The 26,874-nt window shown below is 62.2% G+C and carries 25 protein-coding genes and 2 pseudogenes; 17 read left to right on the plus strand and 10 right to left on the minus strand.

Going from position 1 to position 26,874, the window contains the following annotated elements:
• Positions 1-401: 401 nt before the first annotated feature.
• The 3 genes from phoB to tal all read left to right on the plus strand — a co-directional run bounded on the left by phoB (position 402) and on the right by tal (position 3,787).
• Positions 402-1,091, plus strand: a complete 690-nt coding sequence (gene phoB, locus DXT74_RS04625) for a phosphate regulon transcriptional regulator PhoB (RefSeq protein WP_019101332.1) — start codon at positions 402-404, stop codon at positions 1,089-1,091.
• Positions 1,092-1,097: 6 nt separating this feature from the next.
• Complete coding sequence (gene phoR, locus DXT74_RS04630; RefSeq protein WP_019101331.1) at positions 1,098-2,405, plus strand: phosphate regulon sensor histidine kinase PhoR; 1,308 nt, start codon at positions 1,098-1,100, stop codon at positions 2,403-2,405.
• 320 nt (positions 2,406-2,725) lie between these two features.
• The gene (tal, locus tag DXT74_RS04635) at positions 2,726-3,787 is read left to right on the plus strand and encodes a transaldolase (RefSeq protein WP_043636812.1); all 1,062 of its coding nucleotides are present in this window, start codon (positions 2,726-2,728) and stop codon (positions 3,785-3,787) included.
• A 236-nt stretch (positions 3,788-4,023) separates the two neighbouring features.
• Here tal and DXT74_RS04640 read toward each other — a convergent pair whose 3' ends face one another.
• A complete protein-coding gene (locus DXT74_RS04640; protein ID WP_081554424.1) occupies positions 4,024-4,557 on the minus strand; it encodes a hemerythrin domain-containing protein in 534 nt (177 codons plus the stop codon).
• Between the two features lie 363 nt (positions 4,558-4,920).
• Here DXT74_RS04640 and DXT74_RS22785 point away from each other — a divergent pair.
• Together DXT74_RS22785 and ampD are read left to right on the plus strand one after the other, a co-directional pair.
• A pseudogene (locus DXT74_RS22785) lies at positions 4,921-5,217 on the plus strand (GNAT family N-acetyltransferase); the annotation flags it as partial.
• Positions 5,218-5,223: 6 nt separating this feature from the next.
• Positions 5,224-5,811 carry a 1,6-anhydro-N-acetylmuramyl-L-alanine amidase AmpD gene (gene ampD / locus DXT74_RS22790; RefSeq protein ID WP_231138327.1) on the plus strand — a complete coding sequence of 196 codons (588 nt, stop codon included), beginning with the start codon at positions 5,224-5,226 and terminating at the stop codon, positions 5,809-5,811.
• 93 nt (positions 5,812-5,904) lie between these two features.
• Here the strand turns inward: ampD and kup are convergent, their stop codons facing one another.
• Positions 5,905-7,770 (minus strand): low affinity potassium transporter Kup, encoded by a 1,866-nt coding sequence (kup, locus tag DXT74_RS04650; RefSeq protein ID WP_043589962.1) that lies wholly within the window; start codon positions 7,768-7,770, stop codon positions 5,905-5,907.
• A 308-nt stretch (positions 7,771-8,078) separates the two neighbouring features.
• Between kup and DXT74_RS04655 the strand changes: the two genes are divergently transcribed.
• Together DXT74_RS04655 and DXT74_RS04660 are read left to right on the plus strand one after the other, a co-directional pair.
• Complete coding sequence (locus DXT74_RS04655) at positions 8,079-9,788, plus strand: proline--tRNA ligase (RefSeq protein ID WP_043589963.1); 1,710 nt, start codon at positions 8,079-8,081, stop codon at positions 9,786-9,788.
• A gap of 7 nt (positions 9,789-9,795) precedes the next feature.
• Positions 9,796-10,437, plus strand: a complete 642-nt coding sequence (locus DXT74_RS04660; RefSeq protein ID WP_043589513.1) for a lytic transglycosylase domain-containing protein — start codon at positions 9,796-9,798, stop codon at positions 10,435-10,437.
• A gap of 88 nt (positions 10,438-10,525) precedes the next feature.
• On the opposite strand, the gene DXT74_RS04665 is transcribed toward DXT74_RS04660, so the two are convergent.
• On the minus strand, positions 10,526-11,023 hold the full coding sequence (locus DXT74_RS04665) for a MarR family winged helix-turn-helix transcriptional regulator (protein ID WP_043589515.1): 498 nt from the start codon (positions 11,021-11,023) through the stop codon (positions 10,526-10,528).
• A 132-nt stretch (positions 11,024-11,155) separates the two neighbouring features.
• Positions 11,156-11,584, minus strand: a complete 429-nt coding sequence (locus DXT74_RS04670; RefSeq protein ID WP_114152142.1) for a carboxymuconolactone decarboxylase family protein — start codon at positions 11,582-11,584, stop codon at positions 11,156-11,158.
• Positions 11,585-11,700: 116 nt separating this feature from the next.
• Between DXT74_RS04670 and DXT74_RS04675 the strand changes: the two genes are divergently transcribed.
• Complete coding sequence (locus DXT74_RS04675) at positions 11,701-12,603, plus strand: LysR family transcriptional regulator (protein WP_194427416.1); 903 nt, start codon at positions 11,701-11,703, stop codon at positions 12,601-12,603.
• Between the two features lie 3 nt (positions 12,604-12,606).
• Here DXT74_RS04675 and DXT74_RS04680 read toward each other — a convergent pair whose 3' ends face one another.
• From DXT74_RS04680 to DXT74_RS04695, 4 genes are read right to left on the minus strand one after another with little or no spacing between them, the layout of a single operon-like run.
• Positions 12,607-13,167, minus strand: coding sequence for an RDD family protein (locus tag DXT74_RS04680; protein ID WP_052370488.1), 561 nt, complete (start codon positions 13,165-13,167; stop codon positions 12,607-12,609).
• Positions 13,154-13,543, minus strand: a complete 390-nt coding sequence (locus DXT74_RS04685; RefSeq protein ID WP_194427417.1) for a DUF3106 domain-containing protein — start codon at positions 13,541-13,543, stop codon at positions 13,154-13,156. The genes DXT74_RS04680 and DXT74_RS04685 overlap by 14 nt, the downstream gene beginning before the upstream one ends.
• Positions 13,536-13,901 (minus strand): DUF3619 family protein, encoded by a 366-nt coding sequence (locus DXT74_RS04690; RefSeq protein ID WP_043589523.1) that lies wholly within the window; start codon positions 13,899-13,901, stop codon positions 13,536-13,538. The genes DXT74_RS04685 and DXT74_RS04690 overlap by 8 nt, the downstream gene beginning before the upstream one ends.
• Complete coding sequence (locus DXT74_RS04695) at positions 13,898-14,464, minus strand: RNA polymerase sigma factor (protein ID WP_019102164.1); 567 nt, start codon at positions 14,462-14,464, stop codon at positions 13,898-13,900. Before DXT74_RS04695 ends, DXT74_RS04690 begins: the two co-directional genes overlap by 4 nt.
• Positions 14,465-14,660: 196 nt before the next feature.
• On the opposite strand from DXT74_RS04695, the gene ilvB reads away from it, so the two are divergent.
• From ilvB to ilvC, 3 genes are read left to right on the plus strand one after another with little or no spacing between them, the layout of a single operon-like run.
• Positions 14,661-16,427: a biosynthetic-type acetolactate synthase large subunit gene (gene ilvB / locus DXT74_RS04700; RefSeq protein ID WP_194427418.1), complete on the plus strand. Its 1,767-nt coding sequence runs from the start codon at positions 14,661-14,663 to the stop codon at positions 16,425-16,427.
• A gap of 11 nt (positions 16,428-16,438) precedes the next feature.
• Complete coding sequence (gene ilvN, locus DXT74_RS04705; protein WP_019101853.1) at positions 16,439-16,930, plus strand: acetolactate synthase small subunit; 492 nt, start codon at positions 16,439-16,441, stop codon at positions 16,928-16,930.
• A 59-nt stretch (positions 16,931-16,989) separates the two neighbouring features.
• On the plus strand, positions 16,990-18,006 hold the full coding sequence (gene ilvC / locus DXT74_RS04710; RefSeq protein ID WP_043589528.1) for a ketol-acid reductoisomerase: 1,017 nt from the start codon (positions 16,990-16,992) through the stop codon (positions 18,004-18,006).
• A gap of 76 nt (positions 18,007-18,082) precedes the next feature.
• Here ilvC and DXT74_RS22795 read toward each other — a convergent pair.
• Positions 18,083-19,145 (minus strand): annotated as a pseudogene (locus DXT74_RS22795) (ferritin-like domain-containing protein).
• A 181-nt stretch (positions 19,146-19,326) separates the two neighbouring features.
• Positions 19,327-20,169, minus strand: a complete 843-nt coding sequence (asd, locus tag DXT74_RS04725) for an archaetidylserine decarboxylase (protein WP_043636836.1) — start codon at positions 20,167-20,169, stop codon at positions 19,327-19,329.
• A gap of 235 nt (positions 20,170-20,404) precedes the next feature.
• On the opposite strand from asd, the gene DXT74_RS04730 reads away from it, so the two are divergent.
• From DXT74_RS04730 to DXT74_RS04755, 6 genes are all read left to right on the plus strand, one after another.
• Positions 20,405-22,213: a 2-isopropylmalate synthase gene (locus DXT74_RS04730; RefSeq protein ID WP_039755701.1), complete on the plus strand. Its 1,809-nt coding sequence runs from the start codon at positions 20,405-20,407 to the stop codon at positions 22,211-22,213.
• Between the two features lie 297 nt (positions 22,214-22,510).
• Positions 22,511-23,149 carry a dethiobiotin synthase gene (gene bioD, locus DXT74_RS04735; protein WP_043589532.1) on the plus strand — a complete coding sequence of 213 codons (639 nt, stop codon included), beginning with the start codon at positions 22,511-22,513 and terminating at the stop codon, positions 23,147-23,149.
• Positions 23,150-23,338: 189 nt separating this feature from the next.
• The gene (coxB, locus tag DXT74_RS04740; protein ID WP_341860350.1) at positions 23,339-24,442 is read left to right on the plus strand and encodes a cytochrome c oxidase subunit II; all 1,104 of its coding nucleotides are present in this window, start codon (positions 23,339-23,341) and stop codon (positions 24,440-24,442) included.
• A gap of 38 nt (positions 24,443-24,480) precedes the next feature.
• Positions 24,481-26,118 (plus strand): cytochrome c oxidase subunit I, encoded by a 1,638-nt coding sequence (gene ctaD / locus DXT74_RS04745; protein WP_043636843.1) that lies wholly within the window; start codon positions 24,481-24,483, stop codon positions 26,116-26,118.
• 10 nt (positions 26,119-26,128) lie between these two features.
• Entirely contained in the window at positions 26,129-26,683 is a 555-nt protein-coding gene (locus tag DXT74_RS04750; protein WP_043636846.1) for a cytochrome c oxidase assembly protein, read from the plus strand.
• The gene (locus DXT74_RS04755) at positions 26,680-26,856 is read left to right on the plus strand and encodes a DUF2970 domain-containing protein (protein WP_081554436.1); all 177 of its coding nucleotides are present in this window, start codon (positions 26,680-26,682) and stop codon (positions 26,854-26,856) included. Before DXT74_RS04750 ends, DXT74_RS04755 begins: the two co-directional genes overlap by 4 nt.
• Positions 26,857-26,874: the final 18 nt, after the last annotated feature.

Consider the following 26,874-nt stretch of genomic DNA (forward strand, 5'->3'; position numbering starts at 1 on the left):
AACATATAAAATAAGGTAAAATGGCTTAAAATCCAATCAAACATCTAATCAAAACGCCTGTTTGCTACGTAAAATGCTGGCCGTATCAGGGTTGGCCGCACTGTCCCGCGGCTCGCCTGTCCAGATCCGTTGCGGATGAGAATTGTCCCAAAACGCTCTCATTTGAAACTGTCCTGGTGATCTCTTTGTCCCTGGTCTCTAGTCAGATCAAATCTGTATTGACGACGACCATTCCGGGCCTGTTCACAGCAACAGGCCCGTTTTTTTTTTGGTTTCAGCGGCGTCTACGGCTGGCGCGTTAAAATAATCTGCGCCAAAGTGGGAAAGTTTGACGAAATGTCATATTTTTGTAATCACCCGTTTTTATCCTTGCCACACACTCAAACGGGAATGGATCAACCATGCCAGCCAATATCTTGCTTGTTGAAGACGAACCGGCAATCCAGGAGCTGATTGCCTTCAACCTGGCGCAGGCCGGCCACCATGTGCTGCGAGCCAGCACCGCCGAAGCGGCGCTGACGCTAGTGCGCAACGCGTTGCCGGATCTGGTGTTGCTGGACTGGATGCTGCCGGGCGCCAGCGGCGTGGACATCGCCAAGCGCTTGCGCGCGGACGAGCGTACTCGCCACGTGCCCATCATCATGTTGACCGCGCGCTCGGACGAGCAGGACAAGATCACCGGCCTGGAAACCGGCGCGGACGACTACATCACCAAGCCGTTCTCGCCGCGAGAATTGCTGGCGCGCATCAAAGCGGTGCTGCGCCGTCGCGCGCCGCAGATGACCGACGACGCAGTGGACGTGCAAGGCCTGCGGCTGGATCCGGTCACCCACCGCGTCACCGGCAACGGCGGCGTCATCGATCTGGGCCCCACCGAATTCCGCCTGCTGCACTTCTTCATGACCCATCCCGAGCGCGTGCATTCGCGCTCCCAGCTATTGGACCAGGTGTGGGGAGACCATGTGTTCGTGGAAGAGCGCACCGTGGACGTGCACATCCGTCGGCTGCGCAGCGCGTTGGAGGGCACCGGCCACGACGCGCTGATCCAGACCGTGCGCGGCACCGGTTACCGCTTCTCCACCCAGCAGTGAGGCCTGATGCCTGAATTTCTGAAACGCACGCTGGCCTCGCTGCTGGCGACCGCCGTCATTGGCCTGGGCTTCTGGCTGGGATCGTCGGCGGAAGACGGACTGATCGCGGTGGCCATCTGCCTGGGCGGCTGGCTGGCCTTCAATCTCTACCATGTCGCGTTGTTGTTGCGCTGGCTGCAGCGGCCGACCCCGGAGCGGGTGCCGGACGGTTTCGGCGTCTGGCACACCATCTTCATGACCCTGTACCGCACCACCCGCACCCAGAGCCAGAGCCAGAAAAAGCTCACCCACGCGCTGGAGCGTTTCATCAACGCCGGCGAGGCGATGCCGGACGGGGTGGTGGTGCTGGACGAGCATGACCGCATCGAATGGATCAACCCGATGGCGGTGGAGCATCTGGGTTTGGACCGCAAGCGGGATGTCGGCAATCAGATCCTCAACCTGATTCGCCAGCCGGCCTTTCACGCCTATATGAACGAGGCGCGCTTCAGCCAACCGCTGGTGCTCAATTTCGTGCAGCCGCGCGAACTGGTGATCTCGCTGCAGATGGTCCCTTTCGATTCCACCCGCAAATTGCTGCTGACCCGCGACATCACCCAGCTGGAACGGGTGCAAACCGTGCACAAGGATTTCGTCGCCAACGTCTCGCACGAGCTGCGCACGCCGCTGACCGTGGTGGGCGGCTTTCTGGAGACGCTGGGCGATCTGCCGCAGGTGGACGACGCCACCTTCCGCCAGTTTCTGCCGATGATGCTAGAGCAATCGCGGCGCATGCAAAGCCTGGTTGAAGACCTGTTGACCCTGTCCAAGCTGGAGAACAGCCCCAAGGCGACGGTATCGGAAAAAGTGGACATGCAGGACATGTTGGACACGCTGATGGTGGAAGCCGAAGGCCTGTCCCACGGCCGCCATCAGGTCAAGCTGGACCGGCACAGCGACGCCTGGCTGTGGGGCAGTCCGCAAGAGCTGCATTCGGCCTTTGGCAATCTGGTATCCAATGCGGTGCGCTACACGCCGGAAGGCGGCTGCATCACACTGAGCTGGAGGGAAGAGGGCGAGCAGCTGCGCTTCTCCGTGGCGGATACTGGCATCGGTATTCCGCGCGAGCATATTCCGCGGTTGACGGAGCGCTTCTACCGGGTGGACCGCGGCCGTTCGCGCGGCAGCGGCGGCACTGGTCTTGGGCTCGCCATCGTCAAGCACGTGCTGGCCCGCCATCACGCCCGGCTGGAGATCAAAAGCGAGCCGGACAAGGGCAGCGTGTTCTCCGCGGTGTTCCCGCGCGACCGCCGCAGCGGCTCGCAAGCGGCTTGAGCGCCGCGCCGCTGGGGCCGCATGCGGCGTATTCTTGCAAGCTTGGGCCGGCGCTCTTGGCGCGCCGCTCCAAGCGGGTTAGGATGTCCGTTTCAGCCCGCCGATTTTAGAACCTGTTCAAAGTCTGCCGCGCTTCGGCGATACGACGTTGAAATCCGCTTCGAAATGCTCATGTACCGTATGTGCATTCCGCTTCCTCGGCTGTTTTCGTCTTGTCTCGCCCCAGTGCGCGAGACTCTGAACAGGCTCTATGGCGCGGCGGCCACCGGCCGGCTCGGCGATGCCGGGCCCGTCCCGACTTTATTCTGGATCGTTCCACCATGAATCGACTGCAATCCATCCGTCCGTTCGGCCAGCGCGTCTGGCTGGACAATCTGTCCCGCGAACTGATCGCCTCAGGCGAACTGGCGCGCCTGCTGGCCGACGACGGCATCGCCGGCGTGACGTCCAATCCGGCGATCTTCTACAAGGCGATCAGCGGCGACGCCAGCTATCAGGCCGATCTGGCCCGCCTGAAGGCGGACGCCGGCCTATCCGCCGAGGCGCGCTACGAAGCGCTGGTGGTGCCGGACATCCAGGCCGCCTGCGACTTGCTGCGCGGCCAATACGACGCCAGCCAGGGCAACGACGGCTATGTCAGCCTGGAAGTGTCGCCGGAGTTGTCCAACGACGAGGCTGGGACTCTCGCCGCGGCGCGGCGCTTGTGGGCGGAAATCGCCCGGCCCAACGCCATGATCAAGATTCCGGCCACCGCCGCCGGCATCCGCGCCTTTCAGGCGCTGACCCGCGAAGGCGTCAACGTCAACATCACCCTGCTGTTCTCGCTGCCGCAAGTGGAAGCGGTGTGGGACGCCTACATCGCCGGCTTGTCCGCCCGTCACGCCGACGGCAAGGACGTGTCCGGTGTCAAGGCGGTGGCCAGCTTCTTCCTGTCCCGAGTCGACAGCCTGCTGGACCCGCAAGTGGCGGAGGCCCACAAGGGCAAAGTGGCCATCGCGCTGTCCAAGGCTGCTTACGCTCGCTATCTCGAGCGCTTCCACGGCGCCGAGTTCGCCGCGTTGAAAGCCGCCGGCGCCCGTCCGCAATACCTGCTGTGGGCGTCCACAGGCACCAAGAACGCCGCCTACTCAGACGTGCTTTACGTGGAGAGCCTGATTGGCGATGAAACCGTCAATACCGTGCCGGACGGCACGCTGGCGGCCTTCCGCGACCACGGCCAGGCGGCGTTGACGCTGCCGGAAGGCATGGACGAGGCGCAGACCCTGTTGCACGCGGTGGGCGCGGCTGGCGTGGATCTGGCCGCCGCCGGCGAGAAGCTGCAGCAGGATGGCTTGAAGCTGTTCGAGGACGCGTTCGAGCAGTTGCTGAAGCTGACCGCCTGAGATCGTAAACAGGTTCTGAGAACCGGATTACGATCTGCTGCGCGTCGGCGATACGGCGTTAAAAGCGGCTTCAAAATGCTCGTGTACCGTGTGTACACTCCGCTTTTTCAGCCGTTTTCGCCTTGTCTCGCTCTTGCTCGCGAGATCGTAAACAGGTTCTGAGTGCGCAAAGATAAAAAGGCTGACCGCGCTGGTCAGCCTTTTTTTTGCGTTTGCGGCCGGGCGGCGGCAGCCGTTCAGGCGGCTTGCTGAATCCGGCGCGCCGCCATGCGCTGTCCGGCGGCGCTCATCTCCTCGGCGCTGATGGCGGAGGCGGCGGTGGGAAACAGCCAGCTTTCCTCGGCGGCGGCGTGTTCGCGGTACTGGCGAGCGAACTCCTCCAACTCGTTGCGGCTGATGCTGTGAATCTTGCCGTCGCGCAGCGCCAGAAGATCGTCGCGAATGGCGTTCCAGCAGGAATGCAGATAGCCGTGTTCTGCGCTCAGTTGCTCCAGCCGGGAGGCGGCGGTGGGCACCCGCTCCAGAATCAGCGGGAACAATTCGTCCTCCTCGTCGCTGTGATGAGCGGGGCCGGCCAGATCGAAGTAGCGGACCAAGCCGTCTATCGTGTTGCGCGCGGCCTCGTCGACGCCGTGCTGCTCAATGTAAGAAGGCAGTTGATCCAGTTGGTCGCAGAAGCGGCGAATCTTGTCGTGGCAGGCCTGCAGCATTTCCAGCGGCTGTTCGAAGCTGGGCGCGGCGGCGCTGCTCAAGGTGTCCAGGGTCAGCATCGGCGTTCTCCTGTAGTGGGTGACGGGCTGCATTCTGCGGCATGGCGCGGGCGGCGGCCATGATCCGGCTCAAGGCAACGTGCGCCGGCGGCTCCGCGGGAGCGGTAGAATGCCGAGGTTTGGTTGCCCCGGTTGTTCTTGATACCCCGCTGCCGGGCAGAAAACAAGAGAGATATTGGACTGTTCCGATGACTAGAATGTTGCGCGCGTCAGCGCCGCGCCGCAGGAGGTTGGATGCAAGCCCCGTTTGAAGTGAAACGCCTGGATTTGAGCGACGCGGCGTTGGCCGCTCGCGCCTTGAGCCTGCAGTTGGCCGCCCACCGTTTGGAGGCGGAATGGCTGTCTTATCCGCACCTGCCGGTGATGTGGACCGACCTTGCCGCTGCGCAGGCCTGCGCCGACGCGGTTTGGGGCGCGTTCGAGGGCGAGAGCCTGCGCGGGGTGCTGGTGGCTTCGCGCCGCGAGGATGGCGGGCTGCATATCGAAAGAGTCGTGGTGGATCCGCAACAGTTGCGCGCCGGCTGGGGCTACCGCTTGCTGAACCGGGCGCTGGTGGGCGAGAGCGAGGTCAGCGTTGATACCGCCGAGGTCAATATCGCCGCGTTGTCTTTGTATCGCAAGGCCGGCTTCGTCGCCGAGCAGCGCTGGTCCACGCCGGACGGCTTGATGCTGTGGCGTCTGAATTATCAGCCGGCCTCGCCGCCGGCTTTCCAGCTATTGGAGGACGGCTGGCTGGACGGCGCGCGCTGGATACCGTCGCCCAATCACGACGAACGCGGCGAGGACATGGCGCCGGAACTGCTGGTGATCCACAACATCAGCCTCCCTCCGTATCGCTACGGCGGGTTGGGCGTGGAGCAGTTGTTCCAGAATAGGCTGAACCCGGACGAGCACCCGTTCTACGCCGAAATCCAGCATTTGCGCGTGTCTTCCCATTTCTTCATCCGCCGTTCCGGCGAGCTGCAGCAGTTTGTGCCTGTGACGCGGCGCGCTTGGCATGCCGGCGTGTCCAATTGGCGAGGGCGCGAACGCTGCAACGATTTTTCCATTGGAGTGGAGCTGGAAGGCTGCGATTTCGAGCCGTTCAGCGAGGCGCAATACCAGACGCTGCAAGCCTTGGCGCTGGAATTGCGGCGCAGGCTGCCGCTTAGCGCCATCATCGGTCACGAGCACATCGCGCCGGGGCGCAAGACGGATCCCGGACCGTTTTTCGATTGGGCGAGGGCGGAGGCCGACAGCGGTCTGTCGCGTTAGAGTCAAGCCAGCCGCGAAAAAGCCGGACGGGCAAGGCCGGTCCGGCTTGTGAGCGAGGCGAGGAGGCTTCGCGTCGGTTCAAAGTCTGGCGAGCTAGAGCTCGACTTGCGCGCCCAGCTCCACCACCCGGTTGGTGGGCACCTGGAAGAAGTCGGTGGCGCGCATCGCGTTCTTGCTCATCCACACAAACAGCTTTTCGCGCAGGCGCGACATGCCCGGACGCTCGGTGGACACGATGGTCTCGCGCGACAGGAAGAAGGAGGTGTCCATCAACTCGAAAGCCAGACCCTGGGCAGTGCAATCTTCCAGCACCTGCAGTACGTTTGGATCTTCCTTGAAGCCGTAGCGAGCCACCACGCGCCAGAACGAGGCCGACATCTGCACGATTTCCAGCCGTTCCTCCGCGGCTACATAGGGCACGTCCTCGGTGCGCACCGTCATCAACACCACGCGCTCATGCAGCACCTTGTTGTGCTTGAGGTTGTGCAGCAGCGCGTGCGGCACGCCGTGCAGGGTGCTGGTCAGGAACACCGCGGTGCCCTGCACCCGCGTCGGCGGGTAGGCTTCCAGGTTTTCGATGAAGCTGTCCAGCGGCAGCGCCTGGTCGCGCAGGCGGGTGAACAGCAACTCGCGGCCCTGCTTCCAGGTGCTCATCAGCGTGAAGATCACCATGCCCAGCACCAGCGGCAACCAGCCGCCGTCGGCCACTTTGTGGATGTTGGCGCTAAAGAAGCCCAGATCTATGGTCGCGAACATCAGGGTAACGCCCAGCGCCAGCGGCAGGGGCCAGCGCCAGTTGACCCTGGCCACCACGAAGAACAGGCAAGTGGTGATCAGCATGGTGCCGGTGACGGCGATGCCGTAGGCGGCGGCCAGGCTGGACGAGGTCTTGAAGGTCAGCACCACCACCATCACCGCGATCAACAAAGCCCAGTTGATGAAGGGCATGTAGATCTGGCCGATCTCTTTTTCCGAGGTGTGTTGCACCTCCAGCCGCGGGCAGTAGCCCAGCTGGATGGCTTGGCGGGTCAGCGAGTAGGCGCCGGAAATCACCGCTTGCGACGCGATCACCGTCGCCAGCGTCGCCATGACGATCAAGGGCAGCAGCGCCCAATCCGGCGCCAGCAGGAAGAAGGGGTTTTTGATGGCGGCCGGGTTTTGCATCAGCAGCGCGCCCTGGCCGAAATAATTCAGGGCCAGGCCAGGCAGCACCAGGCTGAACCAGGCGCGGCGGATCGGCGAGCTGCCGAAATGGCCCATGTCGGCGTATAGCGCCTCGGCGCCGGTCAGCGCCAGCACCACCGAGCCCAGGGTCAGGAAGGAGCCCCAGCCGTTGTGGCCGATGAAGTGCAGCGCGTGATAGGGATTGAGCGCCTGCAGCACCTGCGGAGCTTGCACGATCTGATGCAGGCCCAGCAGGCCCAGAACGGAAAACCAGATCAGCATGATGGGGCCGAACAGCAGGCCGACGCTGGCGGTGCCGAAGCGCTGAAGCAGGAAGAGGCCGGTCAGCACGCCGATGGCCATCGGCAGCACATAGCTTTCCATCGCCGGCGAAATCAGCTCCATGCCTTCCGCCGCGGACAAGACCGACACCGCCGGGGTGATGATGGCGTCGCCGTAGAACAGCGCCGCGCCGAACAAGCCCAGCAGAACGATCTTCCAACGCGCGGCGTGGGTGGTGTAATGGCGGGCCAGCGCCATCAGCGCCATGATGCCGCCTTCGCCGCGGTTGTCGGCGCGAAGCACGAAAGCCACGTATTTGATGGAAACCACGAAAATCAGCGACCAGAAGATCAGCGACAAAATGCCGAAGATGTTTTCAGGCGTGGTGGGGATGCCCTGGCCGGTGAAGCATTCGCGCAGGGTATACAGCGGGCTGGTGCCGATGTCGCCGTATACCACGCCCAAGGCGGCCAGGGTCAGGCCTGCCATGGCCTGTTTGTTGTGATCCTGCATATGCATCCAATGGAATTGTTCGTCACCGTATATTGCTGCACAGCAATATCGATGGTTCTTGAGCGCGCAGATTACTCCAGAGGTCAGGGTAAGCCAAGCAAAGGCCGCGCAAGAGCCGAGATGTGTTCTCGTAAAACGACAGAATCCGGGCTGTCCGCTTGCGCGGCGGCCGCATCTGGAGTAGCCGACGGGTGGCGGGGCACGCATCTTTATAGCGCAAAACGGCGATGCCGGCGCAAGGCTTGGCCGCGAGGCGCGGCAAACGCTACAATCAAGCCCTCATTACACCGTATTACCAAGGACGCATCATGCGCGCATCGCAGTTTTTCATTTCCACCCTGAAGGAAGCCCCCGCCGACGCGGACATCGCCAGCCAGAAGCTGATGATGCGCGCCGGCTTCATCCGCAAAGTGGCCGCCGGCATTTACTCCTGGATGCCGATGGGCCTGCGCAGCGTGCGCAAGGTGGAAAACATCGTGCGCGAAGAGATGAACCGCGCGGGCGCGATTGAAGTCAGCCTGCCGGTGGTGCAGCCGGCCGGCTTGTGGCAGGAAACCGGCCGCTGGGACAAAATGGGCGAGGAGCTGCTGCGCTTCAAGGACCGTCACGAGCGCGACTTCGCCTTGCAGCCCACCGCGGAGGAGTTGATCACCGACATCGCCCGCAACGAGCTGCGCAGCTACCGCGCGCTGCCCAAGAATTTCTTCCAGATCCAAACCAAGTTCCGCGACGAGCGCCGCCCGCGCTTCGGCGTGATGCGCGGCCGCGAGTTCACCATGAAGGACGCTTACTCCTTCGATCGCAGCGCGGAAGCCGCCGGCGTCAGCTACGACAATATGTATGCCGCTTACTGCCGCATCTTCGACCGCTTGGGCCTGAGCTACCGCGCCGTTGCCGCCGACACCGGCGCGATCGGCGGCGACCGTTCGCATGAATTCCAGGTGATCGCCGACACCGGCGAGGACGCCATCGTCTATTGTCCGGACTCCGACTACGCCGCCAACATCGAACTGGCCGAAGCCGTGGCGCCGGCCGGCGAGCGCGCGGCCGCCGGCGCGGCCATGACCAAGGTGCATACGCCCAAGGTCAAGACCATCGCCGACTTGGTGGACTTCCTGAAGGTCGACATCAAGCAAACCGTCAAAGCGGTTGTGGTGGACGGCGACGACGATCAGCCTGTGCTGCTGCTGGTGCGCGGCGATCATGAGCTAAACGAGGTCAAGGCCGAGAAAATCGCCGGCATCAAGGCGCCGCTGACCTTCGCCGCCCCCGGCGCGATCAAGGCCGCCTTCGGCGCTAATCCGGGTTCGCTGGGTCCGGTGGGCTTCAAGGGCCGCGTCATAGCCGACCGCACCGTCGCCAAGATGGCCGACATGATTACCGGCGCCAACGAGGATGACCAGCACTATACCGGCGTCAACTTCGGCCGCGATTGCGCGGAGCCGGAAGTGATGGATATCCGCAATGTGGTGGCCGGCGACGCCTCGCCGGACGGCAAGGGCGAGCTGGCGATCCAGCGCGGCATCGAAGTGGGCCATGTCTTCTATTTGGGCACCAAGTATTCGGAAGCGATGAACGCCACCTTCCTGGACGAGGACGGCAAACCCAAACCGTTCGAAATGGGCTGCTACGGCATCGGCGTCACCCGCATCCTGGGCGCGGCCATCGAGCAGAACTTCGACGACAAGGGCATGATCTGGCCGGACGCCATCGCGCCGTTCACCGTGGTGATCTGCCCGGTGGGCTATGACCGCTCCGCCGAGGTGAAGGCCGCCGCCGACGCTTTGTACCAAGGCCTGCTGGCCAAGGGCGTGGACGTGATTCTGGACGACCGCGGCGAACGTCCGGGCGCGATGTTCGCCGATTGGGAGCTGATCGGCGCGCCGCATCGCGTCACCATTGGCGACCGCGGCCTGAAGGAAGGCAAGGTCGAGTACCAGCACCGTCGCGACACGGAGGCCAGCGCCCTGGCCGCGGATGCTATGCTGGAACAAGTGCTAGCCAAACTGGGGCTGTGACCGTCTTATGATCCGATCCGGCATCGTCGTATTGTTGGCCGCGCTGGCAGCGATGCCGGCGTGGGCCGGCGCGCAGAAGGAAGAGGCATTGGCCGCCAACGTCGCTTCCACCATGCGCCGTTCGGTGTCCGACGCCAACGCGCCGCGGCTGGTGTTCGACGACCAGCGCGAAGCCGACGCCTGGCTGGGTGAAATGTCCAGCCGGCTGGCCAAGCGGATTCCGGATAAATGGACGCGGGAGCGCCTGCTCACCGCCATCCATTACGAGGCCACCCGGGCCGGCCTGGACCCGCAACTGGTGCTGGGCCTGATCCAGGTGGAAAGCGGCTTCAACAAGTACGCGATCTCCGGCGCCGGCGCGCGCGGGCTGATGCAGGTGATGCCGTTCTGGGTGCGCAGCATAGGAAACGCGCAGCACAACCTGTTCGATCTCACCACCAATCTGCGCTACGGCTGCACCATTCTGCGTTACTACCTGGATATCGAGCGCGGCAATCTGTTTCGCGCGCTGGGCCGTTACAACGGCAGTCTGGGCCGGGCTGAATATCCCAACCTGGTGATGGGGGCCTGGAAAGGCCGCTGGCATTGGGTGGCGCCGCTGCCGGTGAAAACGGCGGCAGCGGGCGCGGCACCGCCACTGGTGCGCTGAAGCGCGGTTGTAAAAAAACCGGCTCTGGAATCCAGGCCGGTTTTTTTTGTCCGCTCAGCGCGGCAAGCTACAGGAGGGCGCGTGCATCTCAATCCTCCTGGGTCTGCAGCATTTTCTTCAGCAAGCGCGCCAGCGTGGCGCGTTCTTCCGCATCCAGCATCTCGATCAGTTCGGCCTCGGCCGACAGATGATTGCCGACGGCGTCCTCGATCACCTCGAAGCCCTTGGGCGTTAGCGTCACGATCACGCCGCGGCGGTCGGCCGGATCCGGCGAACGGGTCACCAAGCCGGCTTCTTCCAGCCGGTTGATGCGGTTGGTCAGCGCGCCGGAGGAGATCAGCACCATGCCCTGCAGTTGGTTGGGGGACAGCTGGAACGGTTCGCCGCCGCGGCGCAGCGCGGCGAGCACGTCGAACTCGCCGACATTCAGATTGTGGCGCGCCAAATCGTGCAGCACGCGGCGGGTGACGAAGTACTCCATCCGCACAATGCGGCCGACCACTTCGGTGGAGGACGGGTCCAAGTCCGGGCGAACCTCGCGCCACAGGGCGACGATACGGTCAATCTGGTCTGGTGCTTGTTGCATCACTGACGGTTCCTGATGTGTGGGTGACAACTGGATGACTACCGGGCGCAGAGATTAGCACGGCTTGAAGTTAGTTTATCTTCATGTGAAAGAATAGTCCTCAGTCATCACTCGCACCAGCGGGAATCACGCTTACTGACGCATGCCGACCGCCAGCCGGTTGAAGGCGTTCATCAGGGCGATGGCGAAGCTCAGATCCGCCACTTGCTCCGGACTGAAGTGTTCCTGCAAGGGCAGGTAATGCTGGTTCGGAGCCTGAGTGGCGGCGATGTCGGTCAACGATTCCGCCCATTCCAGCGCCGCGCGCTCGCGGGCGCTGTACAGCTCGCTGACGCGCCAGCCGGCCAGGGAGTCGATGCGCTCATCGCTTTCCCCCCTGGCGCGCAGGGCCGACGCATGCATTTTCAGGCAAAAGGCGCAGCCGTTGATCTGGGAGACGCGCAGATAAACCAGCTCAATCAAAGGCAGGCCCAGGCTGCTGTGTTGCAAGCTGGACTTGACGCTGGCCAGCCCCTGGTAGGCGGCGGGAGACAGTTGGGTGTAGGGCAGGCGCAGAGACATGGCAATTCCTTTCAAGAGGGAGATCATCACAGCGGAGAGCTGCAAGGCCAGTCTAGGCAAGAATCATTTATGTAAATAGAATTAAAATATCGAATTCAAATTCCAAAAATGAAATCATGCTGGATGATCTGCAGTTATTCGTGAGCATTGTCGATGCCGGCAGCTTGAATGCCGCCGCTCGGCGGCTGGGCGTGCCCACCGCCACCCTGTCGCGTCGCTTGCAGGCGCTGGAGCGTGAGCTGGGCTGTCGTCTATTGCACCGCAGCGCGCGGAGGATGGAGCTGACGGCGGAAGGCGGGCAATACTACGAACAATGCCGGCCCTTACTGCAATCCCTGAGCCAGGCCACCGCGTCGCTGGCGGACTCGCTGCATCAGGTTAAGGGTGTGCTGCGGGTGCTGTCGCCGCTGAGCCTGGGCAACGATGTCCTGGTGCCGGTATGGCGGCGGATACTGAAGGATTACCCGGACTTGCGCCTGGAACTGCATCTGAACAACGCTATCGACGATTTGCTCAGCGGCATGGCGGATGTGGCTTTGAGGGTGGGGGAGCAGCCGGACTCCAGTTTGAACCAGCGGAGACTAGGTTGGGTGCGCACCCTGCTGGTGGCCGCGCCGGCCTATCTGGCGACACAAGGCGAACCGCGGACGCCGGAGGATCTGGCGCGTCACGCTTTGCTGGTGGCTGAGCCGTTTGAGCGCTGGCATTTGCAGCGGCGGGACGACGGCGCGGCCTGGGAGTTGCCGCAGCCGCGGCTGCGGGTCAACGATATGCTGCTGCCGCGTCGCTTGGCGGAGGCTGGAATGGGCATTGCCGTCTGCCCCCATAGCCTATGTCATCGCCAGCTGGCGGAAGGCAGTTTGCGGCAGGTCTTGGCCGGCTGGGAAATGCCGGCTAAACCGGTTTACGCGGTGTGGCCGCAACGGCGCTATCCTCCGGCGCGGGTGCGCGTCTTGCTGGATGTTTTGGCGGAGTTTGCCGAGACAGAGCCTTTGCTGTCCCGGCCCGCCGGGATTTAGGGATCAGCCCGGCGTGGGTTCGCCGCGCCGTTTCTTGCCCGGGTGGGGCGGCTTGGGCAGCACGACCTGGCGGGTGCCCGCCAGCCTGTCGTGCAGGAATAGCTTGTCGCGGTCGTAGAACTTTGCCAGGAAGGGAATCAGGCACCAGCTCAGCGCTAGCCACAGAGCCTGCGGCTGGTGGCCGTAGGCCTTGGCCCAGCCGAGATAGGATACCGCCGGCATGCCGACGAACAAGACCAGGCCGATCACGTAGCGCGCCGCCGCCTGTTTCCAGACGATGCCGCCGCCATGAGCGTTGACCAGTTTGATGCGCCAGGTTTTCATTGCCACGGTTTGACCGCCGCGCACCCAGCAGTAGCCGAAATAAGCAAACAGGGCAAGGACCAGGACCGTTTTGAGCAGAGTCTTGAACAGCGTGCCTTGGCCTATCAGCATCTGCAGCGGCGTCAGCACCGCGGTAACGGTGAGCAAGAGCGCGGCGACCAGGAGCAATTCATAGAACAAGCTGGCCAGGCTGCGTTTCAGTGTGGGCGGGGTCAGGGCGGTGGCGTCAGCGGGAGGCATCTTGGGCTTCATGTTGTTGCCGCAGGCGCTGGATGGCCTGCCGGCGTTGTTCGGGCGGCATCTGTTGCAACGCCTTCCAGTTGGCGCGGATCTCGTCCCGCTGCTGCTGGTTCAGTTCGGACCAGGCTTTCAGCTTTTGCTGCACGCGTTGGCGCTGTGCCTCCGGCAACTGTTGGAATTGCGGCACGATGGCCAGCAGGTTTTGTTTTTTATATGGAGCGTAGCGGTCCCACTCCGTGGCCAGCGGCGCCAGAACCTGCTGCTGTTCCGCGCTCAATTGCGCCCAGCGGGGGTTGGCAGGCGGGCTGGCCTTGGTCGCCGGCGCCAGCAGTCCGCTTAGGCACAGGGCGAGCAAGAGGCGGCGGCCGCTATTCATGCAAGCCTCGGCTGAAGTGGGGCTCCAGCAGGGCTTCGAACGGCAGATCCTGCGCCAGCACCGCGGCGTCCACCGCTTCTTCTTCCAGCTGCAAATCTTCCGCCAGCATCATGCCGGCGCCGGTCAACAGCGCGAAGCCCAAAGCCAAGCCGCCGCGGCGGAGCGCCAGCACGTGACGCTGCCCCCATAGGCCCAGCCGCTCGCGTTGCGTAACGGCTCCTGGGGAACTGGCCTCGAAGCGGACCAGCGCGCGCTCGCGCGCCTGGCGCAGCCTGCGTTCCAGCGCGGGGTCGAGATCGGCGCTGGCGTGGTCCAGCACGCGCGATACATGGCCGGGCAGGGGATTGGAAGGTTTCATAGCGTCACTCCCTTTTGCGCGAGGATGGCCGCCAGCGTGTGATTGGCGCGCGAGCAATGGGTTTTCACGCTGCCTTCCGAGCAGCCCATCACGCGCGCGGTGGCGGCAACATCCAGACCTTCCCAATAACGCAGCAGAAACGCCTCGCGTTGACGGGCCGGCAACAGTTGCAGCGAGGACTCGATCAGCACGGCGGTTTCCTTGCGCGCGCACCATTGTTCGGGATTGCTGTGCGCCTCGTCCGCGGCGACGTCCAGCGTTTCAAGCGGATCGAGGCTATCGTCTTCCTCCCGGGTGGGGATCAACGAGGACAGCAGCGTGCTGACGAAACGGCGAGCCTTGCTGCGGCGGTAGAAGTCGCGGATGGTGTTTTGCAGGATGCGCTGGAAGATCAGCGGCAGTTCCGCCGCCGGGGCGTGCGGATAGCGATCCGCCAGTTTCATCATCGAGTCCTGCACGATATCCAATGCGCTGTCTTCATTCTGGACCGCATACCACGCCTGCTTGAAAGCGCGTTTCTCCGCCGACTCCAGAAAGTCGGCCATTTCCTCGCGGCTAGCCATCGGATGAGAGTTTGAGTAGATGCCAACAGAAGATGGTAGCAGAGCGCCGCCGATTCGGCCAAGCCTGATTTTTTTCCTGAATTTACCGAGGCTTAGGGGCATATTGCACCTGCACAAAAGCACTTGACCGGTTTCAAAGCAATACGATAAGGTCGTCCGATACGGGATGAAACTAACGCAAAGACAAAGAGGCGATATGCAGATATCGGGCGCGGAAGCGGTTGTCCGCTGCCTGCAGGAAGAAGGTGTCGAGTTTGTTTTCGGCTACCCCGGCGGCGCGGTGCTGGAAATTTACGATGCCATTTTCCGGCAGGACAAATTCAAACATGTGCTGGTGAGGCATGAGCAGGCGGCGGTGCATGCCGCCGACGCCTACTCCCGTTCCAGCGACAAGGTGGGCGTGGCCCTGGTCACTTCCGGGCCCGGCGCGACCAATGCCGTGACCGGCATTGCCACCGCCTATATGGACTCCATCCCCATGGTGGTGCTGTCCGGCCAGGTGCCGTCCCCGGCCATCGGCCTGGACGCATTTCAGGAAGTGGACATGGTGGGCATTACCCGCCCGTGCGTGAAGCACAACTTCCTGGTCAAGGATGTGAACGAGATCGCCGCCACCATCAAGAAGGCGTTCTACATCGCCAAGAGCGGCCGTCCCGGCCCGGTGGTGGTGGACATCCCCAAGGACATCACTCAGCAGCGCACGGATTTCCAATACCCGGAAAGCGTGCATATCCGCTCCTATGTGCCGGCTACTCGCGGCCACCCGGGGCAGATCAAGAAAGCGGTGAACCTGCTGTTGGAAGCCAAACGCCCCTTTGTTTACGTGGGCGGCGGCGCGGTGCAGGGCAATGCCGCCGGCGAAGTCACCGAACTGGTCAAATCGCTGGGTCTGCCGTGTACCAACACCCTGATGGGCCTGGGCGCCTATCCGGGGTCCGATCCGCAGTTCCTCGGCATGCTGGGCATGCACGGCACCTATGAAGCCAATATGGCGATGCAGTACTGCGATGTGTTGGTGGCCATAGGCGCGCGTTTTGACGACCGCGTGATCAGCGTGCCGTCGCATTTCCTCAGCCAGCCCAAGAAGATCATCCACATCGACGTGGATCCGTCCTCCATCTCCAAGCGGGTGAAGGCGGACATCCCCATCGTCGGCGACGTCAAGCATGTGCTGAAAGACATGCTGGACCTCCTTAAGCAATCCGGCCAGAAGCCGGACGCTCAAGCCCTGGCCGGCTGGTGGAAGCAGATCGGAGAATGGCGCAGCCACAACAGTTTGCTGTACACACCGTCCAGCGAGCTGATCAAGCCGCAGTTCGTGGTGGAGAAGCTGTACGAAATCACCGGCGGCAAGGCTATCGTCACTTCCGATGTGGGCCAGCACCAGATGTGGGCGGCGCAGTACTACAAGTTCGACAATCCCAAACAGTGGCTGAACTCCGGCGGCCTCGGCACCATGGGCTTCGGCCTGCCGGCCGCGATGGGCGCGCAACTGGCCAATCCGGACGCCACCGTCGCCTGCATCACCGGCGAAGGCTCGATCCAGATGAATATTCAGGAACTGTCCACCTGCAAGCAATACCATACCCCGGTGAAGGTAGTGGCCTTGAATAACCGCTACCTGGGCATGGTGCGCCAGTGGCAGCAGTTCTTCTACGGCACGCGCTATTCCGAATCCTATATGGACGCGCTGCCGGACTTCGTCAAAATCGCCGAGGCTTACGGTCATATCGGCTTCAAGGTGGAAGACCCCGCCGACGTGGAGCCGGTATTGAAGGAGGCGTTCAGCCAGAAGCTGAAGGAGCGCCTGGTATTCCTGGATTTCCGTACCGACCAGTCCGAGAACGTGTTCCCGATGGTGCAGAACGGCAAGGGTCTGGACCAGATGGACCTGCCCGCGCACATGAGCGAGGTGCAGAGCGTGCCTTTCGAGAACAACCGTGACTACGGCAATATGTGTTGAGGCCAGCCGGTATGCGACATATCCTATCCATTCTTCTGGAAAACGAAGCGGGCGCATTGTCCCGCGTGGTGGGCCTGTTTTCGGCCCGTGCCTACAACATTGATTCGCTGACAGTGTCCACGACCGAGGACCCGACGCTGTCGCGCATGACTATCGTCACTCACGGTTCCGACGAAGTCATCGAGCAGATCACCAAGCAGCTCAACAAGCTGATCGAGGTGGTCAAGGTGATAGACCTCAATGAATCCGAACACATCGAGCGCGAGCTGATGCTGATCAAGGTCCGCGCCACTGGCAAGGACCGCGAGGAGATGAAGCGCATGGCCGACATCTTCCGCGGACGCATCATCGACGTGACGGAAAAGACTTACACCATCGAGCTGACCGGTACGAGCGAAAAGCTCGGCGCCTTCATCGAGGCGGTGGACCGCACAGTGATCCTGGAAACGGTCCGTACCGGCGCATCCGGCATTGGTCGGGGTGAGCGGGTTCTGAAAATCTGAAGCAGGCGGGCGCCGGCCGGAGGCCGGACCGCCCAAACAAACGATATCAAGGATTGCAAATGAAAGTTTTCTACGACAAAGACGCTGACCTCTCCATCATCAAGGGCAAGAAAGTCGCCATCATCGGCTACGGTTCCCAGGGCCACGCCCATGCGCAGAACCTGAAAGACTCCGGCGTGGACGTCGTGGTGGGCCTGCGCAAGGACGGCGCTTCCTGGAAGAAGGCGGAAGCGGCCGGGCACAAGGTCAAGGAAGTGGCCGAGGCGGTGAAGAAAGCCGACGTGGTGATGATTCTGCTGCCGGACGAGTCGCAGCCGGACGTCTACAGCAAGGACATCGCGCCCAACCTGAAGAAGGGCGCGGCGCTGGCCTTCGCTCACGGTTTCAATATCCATTACAACCAGATCGTGCCGCCGGCTGACGTCGACGTGATCATGGTGGCGCCGAAAGGCCCGGGCCACACCGTGCGCTCCGAATACCTGAAGGGCGGCGGCGTGCCGACCCTGATCGCGGTTTATCAGGACAAATCCGGCAAGGCCCGCGACGTGGCGTTGTCCTATGCGGCGGCCAACGGCGGCACCAAGGGCGGCGTGATCGAGACCAATTTCCGCGAGGAAACCGAGACCGACCTGTTTGGCGAGCAGGCCGTGCTGTGTGGTGGCGCGGTGGAACTGGTCAAGGCCGGTTTCGAAACGCTGGTGGAAGCCGGCTACGCGCCGGAAATGGCCTACTTCGAGTGCTTGCACGAGCTGAAGCTGATTGTCGACCTGATGTACGAGGGCGGCATCGCCAATATGAACTACTCGATCTCCAATAATGCGGAGTACGGCGAGTATGTGACCGGCCCGGAAGTGGTGACTTCCGCCACCAAGGACGCGATGAAGAAGGCGCTGTACCGCATCCAGTCCGGCGAATACGCCAAGATGTTCATCCTGGAAGGGAAGACCAACTATCCGAGCATGACCGCGCGTCGCCGTCTGACCGCCGATCACCCGATCGAGAAAGTCGGCGCCGAACTGCGCGCGATGATGCCGTGGATCGCCAAGAACAAGCTGGTGGACCAGTCCAAGAACTGATCTGTCGGTTTGATCTGGCGGCATGGAAAAGCCGGGCGTCGCGCCCGGCTTTTTTCATGCTGTCTCCACATCCGGCTCAGTGGCTGGGAAAAGCCGGCGTTGCGCCGGATTGCCAAACGGCGGTGATCAGGCTCTGCAAGTTGAACATGCTGCTGTAGAAGCTGCCCGGCATCTGCTGATTGGCTTGTGCGGTGTTGAAGCCGGTTTGCAACTCGGACATGAAGGCGCGAAAGCCGTCCTGAAGCTGGCGCTGGGCCATTGCCTGCTCAGCCAGCTGCTGTTTGTCGGGGTGGGGAATCAGCGGATAGGTAGCGGGAATCCAGGGGTTGGACCCCAGGCGCAGCAGGTCGAGGATCAGGTTGAATTTCAAAAAGTGGCTTTGCGACGGGTCGAAGTCGCTGGGATCGTAAGCCGTTGGACTCTCCGCCGGGGCTTGATCGCATGGAGGGATTTCCTCGGTGGAGCGGTTGCCTTCACCTTGCTTGACGATGGCCTGCATCGCCGCCAGTGCTTGGTCCAGGGTGTTGATGGTCTGGCTGAAGCCGTGGCCTTGTTGGTTTTTCTGCGTGTAGTCTGTGAAATTGGCCTGCTGTTTGGTATTGGCGGCGGCGCCGACATAGAGGTCTTTCCACTGCAAGGGTACGGCAATTTCCAGCGCCTGATACAGCTCGCCTATCGAGTTGTATCGTGTTTGTTTGTTCCAGTCCGGTTTGCCGGGGGGGGGCGGGTAGCTCGATCACACAGAACAGCTTCAGCTGGTTGATGTCCAGCGGCCCTAGTTTGACTTGGTAGCCCGCGTATTTCGGCGGCACATCGGGTTTGAGGAAGGGGATGCCCTCAGCCGCTTCATAGGTGGGGAAGGGGTATTGGGGCGAATAGCCCAGCGCATTGCACAGGTTGGAAATCAGTTCCAAGTGCAGCATTTCCTGGATTACCACGCTTTCGATCAGTTTGGCGGTGGTGGGATAAGCCTGCTGATTGCCGGAGTTCAAGCCCTGAATCGAATACAGGGTGGTCAGGTAGAGCGGAATGGTCCACAGCTCCACATCCACTGCGGCCTGCAGGTTGTCGTAAAGCTCTTGCTTGCTCCAGGTTGCCGGATTGTGGATGGTTTTGCGCAAAACATCGGTGATATGCATCGTTGCCTTCTCCGTAGGATGAATGCCGGTTCGGCGCTGAATGCCGAGGGCATCTTGTCATTTTTGGATAGGCAATCGATGATTCCTACGCGATAGTTATTTTTACGTAGGAAAGGGTTTGGGCGGACAAAAATAAAACGCGGCGTCGAGCCGCGTTTTTTATGGGGAGGGCGAGCTCGGTTCAGTCCGCCATTGCCTCGCCCATGCGCACCGCGCCGGCGGCTTGCCAGGCGGAGTTGAAGCTCAGCGGGCCTTGAGGGAACAGCAAGACCACGGTGGAACCCAGCAGGAAGCGACCCATCTCCTCCCCCTTGGCCAGGCGGATGTCTTGATCGCTGTAATCCCAGTGGCGGATTTGCCCCGGCCGAGGAGGGTTGATCACGCCGTGCCAGACGGTGGCCATGCTGCCGACGATGGTGGCGCCCACCAGCACCAGAGCGAAGGGCTGGCCGTCTTGTCCCTCGAACAGGCAGACCACGCGCTCATTGCGAGCGAACAAGCGGTCCACGCCGCGGGCGGTGGCCGGGTTGACCGAATACAGCTCGCCCGGCACATAGCTCATCCGCAGCAGGCGTCCGGCGCAAGGCATATGGATGCGATGGTAATCGCGCGGGCTCAGGTAGATGGTGGCGAAATGGCCGTCGTCGAAACGGCGCGCCCACTCGGCGTCGCCGGCCAGCAGCGCTTGGGCCGAGTAGCTGCGGCCCTTGGCCTGGAAGATCTGTCCCTGTTCTACGCGGCCGAACTGGCTGATAGCGCCGTCCACCGGGCAGACCAGTCGTTCGCTCGCCAGCGGGCGGGCGTCGGCGCGCAAGGCGCGAGTGAAGAAGGCGTTGAAACTGGCGTAGGCCGCGGGGTCGCTGGCGGCGGCTTCGCTCATGTCCACTTTATAGCGGGCAATGAAGCGACGGATGATCCATTGCGTCAGGCTGCCGCCTTCCCAGTTGGCGATGCAGCCCGCGAACCGGGTCATGGCCAGCTTGGGCATCAGATGTTGCAACAGCACGAACAGGCGTTCGGACACTGGTTTGTCCTCGATCAATCAGACTAAACAAAAGATTATAACCGATCTATCGGTGTCTGATCGCCTGTTCATCGCTTAAACAATAATCAGTTTTCGAATGAAAATGGACATAATGTCCGATTTGTGGCGCTTGGACATGGCGTGTGACGTTTTAATCACAGATTTCAACATGCAGATTTGACTTTATGTCTTGGTTGCCGGTAGGCTGAATCAAAATTTGCTGCGGGAGCACATGATGCAATTGGACATTGAACGCTTGATTGCGGATTTCGGCGGGCCGGGACAGCTGGCCGAAGATCTGAATCGCTTGTTCGCCGATGAGCCGGTGACTCGGGCGGCGATATACAAATGGAGAGAACGCGGCAGCCTGCCATTGGCCCAGCTCAACAAGCTGGCGGTGATGGCGGCCAGCCAGGGTAAACGCTTCGATTTCAACGATTATTTGATCGGCGTCGGGACAGGCGCGGAAATTGCAATGCAGGGACCAGGGAGAAACAGCCAGATGGGCAATCGTCTGTATATATTCGACACCACCTTGCGCGACGGCGAGCAATCGCCGGGCGCATCGATGACCAAGGAAGAAAAGATCCGGATTGCCCGCCAGCTGGAACGTCTGGGCGTGGATATCATCGAGGCGGGTTTCGCCGCCGCCAGCCCGGGCGACGCCGACGCCATCCACGCCATCGCGGAAGTGATCAAGGATTCCACCGTCTGTAGCCTGGCCCGCGCCAACGAGCGCGACGTCCGCGCCGCGGGCGAAGCGATCAAGCCGGCGGCGCGCGGCCGCATCCACACCTTCATCGCCACCAGCCCCATCCATATGGAGAAGAAGCTGCGCATGAGTCCGGACGAAGTGGTGGCGGCGGCGGTGGCGGCGGTGAAGATCGCCCGCGAATACACCGACGACGTGGAATTTTCCGCCGAAGACGCGCTGCGCTCGGACATCAATTTCCTGGCGCGCATCTTCGGCGAAGTGATCAAGGCCGGCGCCACCACGTTGAACGTGCCGGACACCGTCGGCTATGCGGTGCCCTTCATCACCGAAGCCTTCTTCCGCGAACTGATCGCTAAAACGCCGGGCGGCGACACGGTGATCTGGTCCGCCCATTGCCATAACGATCTGGGCATGGCGGTGGCCAATAGCCTGGCCGCGGTGCTGGGCGGCGCGCGCCAGGTGGAATGCACCATCAACGGCCTGGGAGAGCGCGCCGGCAATGCCAGCCTGGAAGAGGTGGTGATGGCGGTGCGCACACGCAAGGATATCTTCGCGCTGGAAACCGGCATCGACGCCACCCAGATCGTGCCGGCATCCAAGCTGGTGTCCACGGTGACCGGCTACCCTGTACAGCCCAACAAGGCCATTGTCGGCGCCAACGCCTTCGCCCACGAGTCCGGCATCCATCAGGACGGCGTGCTCAAACATCGCGAAACTTACGAGATCATGTCCGCCGAATCGGTGGGCTGGAGCACCAACCGCCTGACTCTGGGCAAGTTGTCCGGCCGCAACGCCTTCAAGACCAAGTTGATCGAACTGGGCATTGTGCTGGACAGCGAGGAAGCGCTGAACGCCGCCTTTGCGCGTTTTAAAGAGTTGGCGGACCGCAAGCGCGAGATTTTCGACGAAGACCTGCACGCGCTGGTGTCGGATGAATTCAGCACTGGCCGCGAAGAGGATTACAAGCTGGTGTCCTTGAAAATCGCCACCGAAACCGGCGAAGCGCCGGTGGCCTCCATCGTGTTTCTGGCCCACGGCGAAGAGCGTCGCGCCCAGTCCAGCGGTTCCGGCCCGGTGGATGCCGCCTTCAAGGCGATTGAAAGCGTGGCCGCCAGCGGCGCGGAGTTGGAGCTGTACTCGGTGAACGCCATCACCAAGGGCACTGAATCCCAGGGCGAGGTGACGGTACGCCTGGCGCGCGACGGCCGCATCGTCAGCGGCCAGGGCGCGGATACCGACATTATCGTGTCTTCGGCCAAGGCCTACCTGTCCGCGTTGAACAAATTGATGAACCAGGAGCAAAAGCTGAACGCGCAAGCGCTGGTATGAGGTTTTCCGGCCGAGGCGGTCAGCGCGACGCGTCGTCGACAAGGTTTTCCATCCCGTCCTTGTCGGCGCGCAGTCAGCGCTAGACCGCCCGGCCCAGGGAGTTCACTTTATCGAGTGTGAAGTCCATAAGGCCCACAAGGCCGCCCCATTTGGCCCCGGCTCACAAGGCCGCGCGGCGGACTGCCGACCCATGAGGTCGGCGTCGTTGCGCGGCAGAGCCGGGGTTTTTTGCGTTTTACGAGTGGACGGGCCGGCGCTAGACTGCCAACTCTCTACTATCCACTACGGAAAGCGTCCATGTCCGCAGCCTACTTCATCACCGGCACCGACACCGAAATCGGCAAGACCCATGTCGCCGTGCAATTGATCCGTCAATGGCAGGCCGAAGGCAAGCGCGTGCTGGCGATGAAGCCGGTGGCCTCCGGCTGCGAACTGCTGGCCGACGGCAGCTGGTGGAACGATGATGTGGCGAGGCTGACCACGGCCACCGGGCAGTCTGATCTGGATCTGATGAATCCTTATCGATTCTTGCCACCGGTGTCGCCGCATATCGCCGCGAGCGAGGCCGGCGTGGAGATCCGGCTGGACGTGATCGTCGACCATTACCAGCAATTGGCCGCCTGCGCCGACGTGGTGGTGGTGGAGGCGGCGGGCGGCTGGCTGGCCCCGCTGTCGGACCGACTGTTCATGGCCGATATGGCCAAAGCCCTTCAATTGCCGGTGATTCTGGTGGTGGGGATGCGGCTGGGCTGCATCAACCACGCCCTGCTGACCGCGCGCGCGGTACTGGACGCCGGCCTGCCGCTAGCCGGCTGGGTGGCCAATCGAGTGGTGCCGCAACAACAGGCTTACGAGCAGAACCTGGAAACCCTGCAAAGGCACATGCCGGCACCGTTATTGCTGGAAGTGCCCTATCTGGCGGGCGAATCCAACTGAGCCGCCGCGCTCGGAGCGGGGCGGATCGGGGGTTGCATACGTAATATTTTATTGCGTTGCCGCAAGACATTTTCTTGTTTTCCTTGACCTTTTTTTCTAGCATGCCATTAACCGGTCATGAAAATAGACCGGACCAGTCAGCACCACTTCATGTCAGTTGAGGATTTCTAGGGGGGCTCCATGTCCTGTATGCGCATCCTTTGCTGTTGGCTGCCGATATCCTGCGCGTCAGCGGCCGAGTTGAATCTGCAAGCCCCCGTCACTCCCATTGCCCGCCAGCAATATGATCTGCACACCATGCTGCTGGTGATTACCTGCGTTATTTTCGCGCTGGTGTTCCTGGTGATGATGTACGCCATCGTTCGCCATCGCAAAGCCGCCGGCCATCAGGCCAAGCACTTCCATGAAAACACCACGGTGGAAATCATCTGGACGGTGATCCCGCTGCTGATCCTGATTGGCATGGCCTGGCCGGCGACCAAGGCGGTGCTATCGCAGAAGAGCACGCGCGGCGAGGACATGACGGTCAAGGTCACCGGCTACCAATGGAAGTGGCGCTACGACTACCTGGACGATAATTTTGGCTTCATGAGCCATTTGTCCACGCCGCGCGAGGCCATCGCCAACACGGCGGCCAAACCCGTCAACTACCTGCTGGAAGTGGACGAGCCGCTGGTGGTGCCTACCGGAAAGAAAGTGCGGCTGCTATTGACCGCCAACGACGTGATCCACTCCTGGTGGGTGCCGCAATTGGGCGTCAAGCAGGATGCGATCCCCGGTTTTCTGCGCGATAGCTGGTTCCGCATAGACAAACCCGGCACGTATCGCGGCCAATGTTCCGAGTTGTGCGGCAAGGACCACGGCTACATGCCCATCGTGGTGGAGGCCAAGACGCCGGATGACTACGCCAAGTGGCTTGAAGCCAAGAAAAAGCAGATGGCGGCGGCGGCGGACGATCCCAACAAAGTGTGGACGCTGGCCGATCTGAAAGCCCGCGGCGAAAAAGTCTATGCCCAAAACTGCGTCGCCTGTCACCAGGCCAACGGCAAGGGCTTGCCCGGCGCTTTCCCGGCGCTGGACGGTTCCAGGATAGCCACCGCCGACAAGCCGGCGCACATCCACATCGTCTTGTTCGGCAGCCAGAAAAACCCGGCGATGCAAGCCTGGGGCAAGCAGCTGTCCGATACCGACATAGCCGCGGTGATCACCTATGAGCGCAACGCCTGGGGCAATCACACCGGCGAATTGGTGCAGCCCAAAGAGATCAAGGCGGCCCGCGGCGCCACCGGCTGAGCCCGGGACCGGCGGCGAACCCATGCAAGGAGAGCGATATGGCAATTGTCGATGACGCCGGCCATGCCGGGCACGCGCCGGGGCATCATGAGCGCCCGAGTGGGATCATGCGCTGGCTGGCCGCCACCAACCACAAGGACATCGGCTCGATGTATCTGTGGTTCTCCTTCATCATGTTTCTGTCCGGCGGAGTGATGGCGCTGTGCATCCGCGCAGAGCTGTTTCAGCCCGGTCTGCAGTTTTTCCAGCCTGAGCTGTTCAATCAGTTCACAACCTTGCACGGCCTGATCATGGTGTTCGGCGCCATCATGCCGGCCTTCACCGGCCTGGCCAACTGGATGCTGCCGCTGATGATAGGGGCGCCGGACATGGCCTTCGCCCGGATGAACAACTGGAGCTTCTGGCTGCTGCCGCCGGCGGCGCTGCTGCTTTTGCTCTCGTTTATTGTACCCGGTGGGGCGGCGGCGGCCGGCTGGACGCTGTACGCGCCCTTGTCCACCCAGATGGGCATGGGCATGGATATGACCATTTTCGCCATCCACATCATGGGCGTCAGCTCCATCATGGGCTCGATCAACATCATCGTGACCATTCTCAACCTGCGCGCGCCGGGCATGACCATGATGAGGATGCCCATGTTCGCCTGGGCTTCGCTGATCACCGCCTACCTGATCATCGCGGTAATGCCGGTGCTGGCGGGCGTGGTCACCATGGTGTTGACCGATCGCCACTTCGGCACTCATTTCTTCAACGCCGCCGGCGGCGGCGACCCCATTCTCTATCAGCACGTGTTCTGGTTCTTCGGCCACCCCGAGGTCTACATCATGGCGTTGCCGGCTTTCGGCATCGTCAGCCAGGTGATCCCCACTTTCGCCCGCAAGCCCTTGTTTGGCTACGCCTCCATGGTCTACGCCACCTCCAGCATCGGCGTCCTGTCCTTCATGGTATGGGCGCACCATATGTTCGCCACCGGCATGCCGGCCACCGCCCAACTGTTCTTCATGTACGCGACCATGCTGATCGCCGTGCCCACCGGGGTCAAAGTCTTCAACTGGGTGGCCACCATGTGGGAGGGAAGCATGAGCTTCGAAACGCCCATGCTGTTCGCCATCGGCTTCATTCTGCTGTTCACCATCGGCGGTTTGTCCGGCGTCACCCTCAGCGTGGCGGCGGTGGATATCCAACTGCACGCCAGCTACTACGTGGTCGCTCATTTCCATTACGTGCTGGTGGCCGGGGCGTTGTTCAGCCTGTTCTCCGCCATCTATTACTGGTTCCCCAAGATGACGGGCAAGATGTACCACGAGGGTCTGGGCAAGCTGCACTTCTGGTGGTCCTTGCTGTGGTTCAACGTCACCTTCTTTCCCATGCATTTCCTCGGCCTCGCCGGCATGCCGCGGCGGATTCCCGACTACGCGCTGCAATTCACCGAATTCAACCAGCTGGCCAGCATCGGCGCTTTCATGTTCGGCTTCGGCCAATTGATCTTCCTGTTCAACATTTTGCGCTCGCTGCGCCACGGCAAGCCCGCGCCGCAGCATCCGTGGGAAGGCGCCAACACGCTGGAGTGGGCGATTCCGACTCCGGCTCCCTACCACAGCTTCGCCGAGGCGCCGCAGTTGGAAGTGATCGAGAACGGCGTGGTGGTGTCCAGCACCGGCGGCAAGCATCACTGAGAACGATGCCATGGAAGCCGCCGCCAAGCAGGGACGCAGCAATCGCCAACTGATGAAGAAGCTGGCGGTGGTGGCCTTGCTGATGTTCGTTTTCGCCTGGGGGTTGATCCCGCTGTACAAGGTCGTGTGCGAAGTCACGGGTCTTAACGATGTGGTCAAGGCGGACAGCCTGGATGATGCGGCGAGCGGCGGCGCGTCGGCCCACGAGGTGGAGATGACTTTCGACGCCACGGTCCAGGCCGGCCTGCCGTGGCAGGTGCGACCGCTGCAAACCCGGCTCAAGGTGAAGCCCGGCCAGTTTGTGCAGGTGGAGTACGAAATCACCAACGCCAGCGGCCAGCGGGTGGTGGGGCAGGCGATTCCGCGTTATCTGCCCGCCGCCGCCGGCGAGTACGTCAAGAAGCTGGAGTGCTTCTGTTTCCGTCAGCAGGCTTTCGCGCCGGGGGAAACCAGACGCTTTCCAGTGGTGTTCGTTGTCGACAAGCGTTTGCCGGCCTCAATAGACAGCATCACGCTGGCCTATACCGTGTTTGACGTGCCGGGCAATACGGGAGCGGGCTCATGAGAGCGTGGCAAGGAGTGCAGGCGGTGTTGTCCGCCTTTTTCGGCGTGCGCCGCAAAGCGGACGCGCGCGAGGACAGCAAGCTGTCGCCGTTGCAGTTGATACTGACCGCGCTGTTTCTGGCGGCCACGTTTATTGGAGTGTTGCTATTGGTGGTGCGGCTGGCCACGTCCTAATCAGGTTGCAGGGAGCAT

The organism is Chromobacterium sp. Rain0013 (assembly GCF_015291765.1).
Classification (GTDB): Bacteria; Pseudomonadota; Gammaproteobacteria; order Burkholderiales; family Chromobacteriaceae; genus Chromobacterium; species Chromobacterium haemolyticum.

Coding starts and splice junctions, on each gene's coding strand:
- bioD (WP_043589532.1), top strand. CDS start 22,511: ATGTCCGCAGCCTACTTCATCACCGGCACCGACACCGAAATCGGCAAG.
- DXT74_RS04655 (WP_043589963.1), top strand. CDS start 8,079: ATGCGCGCATCGCAGTTTTTCATTTCCACCCTGAAGGAAGCCCCCGCC.
- DXT74_RS04680 (WP_052370488.1), bottom strand. CDS start 13,167: ATGCCTCCCGCTGACGCCACCGCCCTGACCCCGCCCACACTGAAACGC.
- DXT74_RS04660 (WP_043589513.1), top strand. CDS start 9,796: ATGATCCGATCCGGCATCGTCGTATTGTTGGCCGCGCTGGCAGCGATG.
- DXT74_RS04690 (WP_043589523.1), bottom strand. CDS start 13,901: ATGAAACCTTCCAATCCCCTGCCCGGCCATGTATCGCGCGTGCTGGAC.
- DXT74_RS04670 (WP_114152142.1), bottom strand. CDS start 11,584: ATGTCTCTGCGCCTGCCCTACACCCAACTGTCTCCCGCCGCCTACCAG.
- ampD (WP_231138327.1), top strand. CDS start 5,224: ATGCTGTGGCGTCTGAATTATCAGCCGGCCTCGCCGCCGGCTTTCCAG.
- kup (WP_043589962.1), bottom strand. CDS start 7,770: ATGCAGGATCACAACAAACAGGCCATGGCAGGCCTGACCCTGGCCGCC.
- phoR (WP_019101331.1), top strand. CDS start 1,098: ATGCCTGAATTTCTGAAACGCACGCTGGCCTCGCTGCTGGCGACCGCC.
- DXT74_RS04695 (WP_019102164.1), bottom strand. CDS start 14,464: ATGGCTAGCCGCGAGGAAATGGCCGACTTTCTGGAGTCGGCGGAGAAA.
- ctaD (WP_043636843.1), top strand. CDS start 24,481: ATGGCAATTGTCGATGACGCCGGCCATGCCGGGCACGCGCCGGGGCAT.
- DXT74_RS04675 (WP_194427416.1), top strand. CDS start 11,701: ATGCTGGATGATCTGCAGTTATTCGTGAGCATTGTCGATGCCGGCAGC.
- phoB (WP_019101332.1), top strand. CDS start 402: ATGCCAGCCAATATCTTGCTTGTTGAAGACGAACCGGCAATCCAGGAG.
- coxB (WP_341860350.1), top strand. CDS start 23,339: ATGCGCATCCTTTGCTGTTGGCTGCCGATATCCTGCGCGTCAGCGGCC.
- DXT74_RS04685 (WP_194427417.1), bottom strand. CDS start 13,543: ATGAATAGCGGCCGCCGCCTCTTGCTCGCCCTGTGCCTAAGCGGACTG.
- tal (WP_043636812.1), top strand. CDS start 2,726: ATGAATCGACTGCAATCCATCCGTCCGTTCGGCCAGCGCGTCTGGCTG.
- ilvC (WP_043589528.1), top strand. CDS start 16,990: ATGAAAGTTTTCTACGACAAAGACGCTGACCTCTCCATCATCAAGGGC.
- ilvB (WP_194427418.1), top strand. CDS start 14,661: ATGCAGATATCGGGCGCGGAAGCGGTTGTCCGCTGCCTGCAGGAAGAA.
- DXT74_RS04665 (WP_043589515.1), bottom strand. CDS start 11,023: ATGCAACAAGCACCAGACCAGATTGACCGTATCGTCGCCCTGTGGCGC.
- DXT74_RS04640 (WP_081554424.1), bottom strand. CDS start 4,557: ATGCTGACCCTGGACACCTTGAGCAGCGCCGCCGCGCCCAGCTTCGAA.
- DXT74_RS04750 (WP_043636846.1), top strand. CDS start 26,129: ATGGAAGCCGCCGCCAAGCAGGGACGCAGCAATCGCCAACTGATGAAG.
- ilvN (WP_019101853.1), top strand. CDS start 16,439: ATGCGACATATCCTATCCATTCTTCTGGAAAACGAAGCGGGCGCATTG.
- DXT74_RS04755 (WP_081554436.1), top strand. CDS start 26,680: ATGAGAGCGTGGCAAGGAGTGCAGGCGGTGTTGTCCGCCTTTTTCGGC.
- DXT74_RS04730 (WP_039755701.1), top strand. CDS start 20,405: ATGCAATTGGACATTGAACGCTTGATTGCGGATTTCGGCGGGCCGGGA.